This window comes from Exiguobacterium sp. s101 (assembly GCF_018617835.1).
GTDB classification, from domain to species: domain Bacteria; phylum Bacillota; class Bacilli; order Exiguobacteriales; family Exiguobacteriaceae; genus Exiguobacterium; species Exiguobacterium marinum.
Genome location: NZ_JACSKX010000028.1, coordinates 1 through 4,658, shown reverse-complemented (window position 1 = coordinate 4,658; position 4,658 = coordinate 1). Strand labels below are relative to the sequence as shown.

Sequence of the window (4,658 nt, the reverse complement as noted above, 5' to 3'; positions counted from 1 at the left end):
TTTTATAAATCTAGGCTTGATTTCAAAAATGAAATCGCAAAAAAAGATTTAGAAAGAAAAGAATCTGAAAAGAATCAAGAAGAATATCATAAAAAAGAAATCAAACAAATTCAAATTGCACATCAACAAGAATTGCTATTATTAGAGACAAAATACAAACACGAAAAAGAAATATCTGAACAGCAGCACCAGCGAGATATCGAAAAAATGAAGGCACAGATTGAAGGTCAACTGCAGCTTGAAGAGGGTCAATATCAAAACAATTTAACTGCTGAACTTCTGATGCAAATGGTTACTAGTCCAGATTCGAACGCAATGACAAAAAAATTGAATCAACTTGAACGATTAGGAAAGATCGCCGAGTCGAAATCTAATAGTCAACGGAGAAAAAAACGCAGGTAACTTCCTCTTCTTAGTTCAACTATGTAACGAATAAACTTGTATCGACCTATCTATAAAGTGATCTCATTAATTACAAAAAAGAGAATCCTAATATCAATACCAGTGCACAAAGATACACAAATGACGAATAAGAAAGTGGCACAAAATGTGCCACTTTCGTGTTTTCACTGGCACATTTCGTGCCATTTTTGGACTTTTGGTGATATCACAGAAACCCCAGGCCCTGCCTGGGCTATCACGGAAAGTGATAGCAGTTTTCCCTTATGCTCTTTTGCTTCGTTTTTACTTCGAACTTTCCAAACAATTGATCTTATCTGTAAAGATTTGAACAAAAACAGGAAAGGTGTTTTTTAAAAAAAATCAGTAAAAAAAGAAGAGCTTTCGCTCTTCTTTTTTGGGATGGATGCACAAAGTTACTCAATCATAATACGTTTAGAAGTATCTAAGTTTTCTTTTTTAGGAAGAATTAATGTCAAAACGCCATCTTCCAACTTAGCCTGAGCGCCTTCTTCACTCACGTCTTTCAACAAAATACTGCGAGACATTTGTGACATTCGACGTTCTCGGTGAATATATTTACTTCCTTCTTCTTCAGAAACACTTTCATATTTAACAGATAAGTTTAGACGACCATCATCGATTGTAACTTGAATATCTTCTTTTTTAACTCCAGGTACTTCTGCTTCAATGACATACTTGTCTTCTTCGTCTTTGATATCCACCTTAAATGTGTCATGTCTTAGACTTCTTTCGAATGGAAGCCCACTTGCTGAGAAAAAGTCATCTAACATGTTTGAAAAATCATTAAACCCAAGGTTCATTAAATCATTACGCTTTTTGTTGAAAGGAATCAAACCAGCCATGATAATCACTCCTTAGATTTATTTTTAGCACTCTATGCATCGGAGTGCTAACTACAATTTATAAATATCAAATTCAAAAAAGAGTGTCAACAGAAAATACTTATTTTTTTAATGAAAATAAGATGTATAACAAAACAGATCAGACTACACTCTATCTGTCTTGTCATACACCTCATATAATTCAATAGTTACCACTCGAAAAGTTTGTGAAATCGGGCGTTTTTTGCCTAGTTTTCGGACTTTGGCTTGAGACCATCGTCAAGTTTGCGTGGAGTTTTTATTTCACGCAATGATCAACAAAAAATCATTTTTTTCTATTTTTGATCCTTTTTACGATTCTCCAAACAAGATAAACAAAAGCAACGATAAGAAAAATATTTAAGACTACTCCTAGAGTGACGAAACTATGCAAGAGAGACCCTCCTCATCAATTTAATTTTAGAACTTGTTGTTTTTCACGTATCTACGCAATACACTCTCGACCAACTCATAGAGTTTCATGTCGTTCTCCAGGGCGATCTGCTTCAACTGCTTATGTAACGCCACATCCATGTCCAACGAGACTTTCTTCCGGACGATCTGTTCGGGCTTCGTCTCGATTGCGAAATAATCGTCGTCCAACTGGGACTGCCCCGTGACCGGGTCGATCTTCAACGGCTCAGACGCGATTTTTTTCGGTTTCGGTGCACTTACACGACTCGATTGCACGAAATCGAGTACTTTTTTGTCCGCATTCGGATGGCTGCGATCGATGTGCCAGCGTTTGGTCCGTTGATCGAACGTCGCCCCAGCCGACTTTAGCGCCTCGCGAAGCTTCTCCTTGCCCACCGGCGCATGCTCTTTCGCCAGATCGAGGAATTTCATGTCCTCATTCAACTTGGTCACCTCAAAGATCGTCAGTTCCATATTCTTCATAGCCACACATCTTTCTTCCTAACTTTTAACTAACCTTCCCTCTTACCCTCTTTCATTCTAAGTTTATGAGGCTAATCCCTTCTTGTTTGTCCTTCTGGATCGCCCTGGCATCCTGTCGGATGTCTCGGGCGATCCTCTCCAGGTCGTTCTTCTCTCTGCTGAACGCACTTCGCTACGGCGTTTACGCCTTCGCTCGCTTGTCGGGGCACATGCGGAACACGTCGCCAGACTACGCTAGGCTCGTATTCCTCGTGCCACATATGAATTTGCATCTTCTCTTGCTTCCTCGCTGATCTGTTTACTCTTTGTTCTTTTCTTTTTAGAACTTGGAAAGAAAAAGACTTGAAACCAAAGAGCGCATCGAGCATACTCCGGTAGGGAAGATAGGAAACGGCTGGATGGGCAGACTAACCCCTTTGGAAAAGGATGCGGTTAAAATCTGCCCACCACGTTCTCCGTCTAGTGCAAGACGAGGTATCCGTATGTCTAGGCGTTCCAAGACTCCGGGGTGTCTCAACCCCGACATGTGACTCGCTGCGCTCTTATCGCGCACACAAGGCGTTTCCACGCCCTACCTTGCTGCCTTTCGGCGACTCGTCACATAACCCACTGCACGACGGCCAGGGCCGTCATACGTCGTGTCACAGCAATCATACAGCCGCCTACGAGGAACTCCCCCACCGTTTGTCGTGGGACTGCCTCCGGTCGTACCATATGACCCCGTCTGAACCTCTCAACGATCTTTACCATATCCCCGAAGGGACTTAGGCTATGTACAGGGCTTTCCGTCCTTCCCCTGCTAACGTCACACCACCTGCTGGAACCGCCGTGGTGACCGATCTACTTTGTTGCGTCGGCTAGATGGACCTACTCGTTTTAAGAGCGAGTGCAGAACTCTGTTATTTTTTTAAGTATGTATCTCAAAGTCTATAAACTAAAATACAAAGGTGAGTTTATAGAAAAACGAAAAAAGACCGTTCAACTGGCGCCCTCCAGTCAAACGGTCTTTGTAGATAGGGTTCATACGCTTGTTTTTACTTAAAAAACAAGGTAGTATGTACCTATAAACGTGCCCCTCGGTGTTCGGGGGGTACACCGTTTAACCAGTGTTCGCGCACTTGGTTAAACAAAAGTCATTCTATCGATCTGTATCAGAAGCTTCCAACTACTGATACAGGGAGGAATGGCTTTTTTTTTTCGTTCGTATGTAATTTATTTAATTCTATCAAACACGCTAAATTTCCGAAATACTTTTTTAATCAACGGGATGAAAATGTGATTTTATGCCAATTCATTTCTCTGAAGCTATATAATCTTTTATGTCTATTGATGTAGTCTTAAATTAACGCATTATAAACTAGAGATGATCTCACTGTGGGGGAAACAAATGGAACAACATAAAATGGTCGATGCTATTAAAGAAGGACTTCTTGCATACGAATTGATAGTCGGTAAAGAAGTTCATTATATCTACGAAAAAGATAACCAATACAAAGAAATAGTGCTATTAGCAAGAAGAAACGATTTTATGCATCTGTGTGGAGTCAAAGCTTATTTAGACCCGAAAACAAAACGACCTGTGACAAAAGGACACTTTTACAACTTGGTAAAGACGGATAAAATCTCTCCATCTTTTTTAGTGATCAAGTCCGATGGAACAACGGTATTAAAGTTGGGAGTGATTAAGTATTTAAAATATTTATTAAGTCCCGGAATTCGTGTTATAGACGGAGAAATTTCACTTCATAATTTCACTTTCGAAACAGGATTAAGAACTGGAAGAGAGATTTTCGCACTTGCACTAATCGAAACTGATCATAATTCAAGTACTTTTTCCCCTTTTTCACTATTGGATCTAAAAGTCGAAAATGGACAACAAATGAAGGGGAGCTATAGAGTACATTCTGTATTTATCAGAGATAGATACGGGAATGATGAAATACAATTCGTATCACCCGAGTATAAAATCTACTTAGAAAAAGAAACGGGAACCTCCTAAAAGAGGTTCCCGTTTTTCGATAGGTTTTTATGTTGCTCGCCAACGTCCGGCTCTCGCAGTCCGGAAAATGTGTCAAGTTTTTATGTTGCTTGCCAACGTCCGGCTCTCGCAGTCCGGAAAATGTGTCGAGTTTATTTAAGGGTGCCTAACCACCCATTTACAATTTAAAGGTAACAAAAAAAGTACTTATAGTCAAAAAAAAACTATGAAAAGTAGACTTTCAATCTTTTAAACGAACTAGAGTTCCTGTTTTGCGTTAAAATGATTAATATATTTTTCAAAAAAGTAGGTGTTTTTTAATAAATCTTATAAGGAGGATTAACAGTTATGTCTATTTGGATTCCAGTCGTCAGTGCACTCGTTACAGGAATAATATCCTTTGGCGTAACATTTTATAAATCTAGGCTTGATTTCAAAAATGAAATCGCAAAAAAAGATTTAGAAAGAAAAGAATCTGAAAAGAATCAAGAAGAATATCA

Annotated in this window: 4 protein-coding genes; 2 read left to right on the top strand and 2 right to left on the bottom strand. The window is 39.4% G+C overall.

Annotation, left to right across the window (positions count from 1 at the left end):
- Positions 1-402 (top strand): hypothetical protein (locus KNO76_RS13700; RefSeq protein WP_214885981.1); only part of this gene is annotated, 402 nt, incomplete at its 5' end.
- A gap of 413 nt (positions 403-815) precedes the next feature.
- Here the strand turns inward: KNO76_RS13700 and KNO76_RS13695 are convergent.
- Both KNO76_RS13695 and KNO76_RS13690 read right to left on the bottom strand, forming a co-directional pair.
- Positions 816-1,265 carry an Hsp20/alpha crystallin family protein gene (locus tag KNO76_RS13695; RefSeq protein WP_214834410.1) on the bottom strand — a complete coding sequence of 150 codons (450 nt, stop codon included), beginning with the start codon at positions 1,263-1,265 and terminating at the stop codon, positions 816-818.
- 438 nt (positions 1,266-1,703) lie between these two features.
- On the bottom strand, positions 1,704-2,180 hold the full coding sequence (locus KNO76_RS13690; RefSeq protein WP_214885983.1) for a hypothetical protein: 477 nt from the start codon (positions 2,178-2,180) through the stop codon (positions 1,704-1,706).
- Between the two features lie 1,387 nt (positions 2,181-3,567).
- On the opposite strand from KNO76_RS13690, the gene KNO76_RS13685 reads away from it, so the two are divergent.
- Positions 3,568-4,179 (top strand): PBECR4 domain-containing protein, encoded by a 612-nt coding sequence (locus KNO76_RS13685; protein WP_214885979.1) that lies wholly within the window; start codon positions 3,568-3,570, stop codon positions 4,177-4,179.
- Positions 4,180-4,658: the final 479 nt, after the last annotated feature.

Bases quoted from the DNA above. Each gene is read 5' to 3' on its own strand.
- KNO76_RS13695 (WP_214834410.1), bottom strand. From the start codon at position 1,265: ATGGCTGGTTTGATTCCTTTCAACAAAAAGCGTAATGATTTAATGAAC.
- KNO76_RS13690 (WP_214885983.1), bottom strand. From the start codon at position 2,180: ATGAAGAATATGGAACTGACGATCTTTGAGGTGACCAAGTTGAATGAG.
- KNO76_RS13685 (WP_214885979.1), top strand. From the start codon at position 3,568: ATGGAACAACATAAAATGGTCGATGCTATTAAAGAAGGACTTCTTGCA.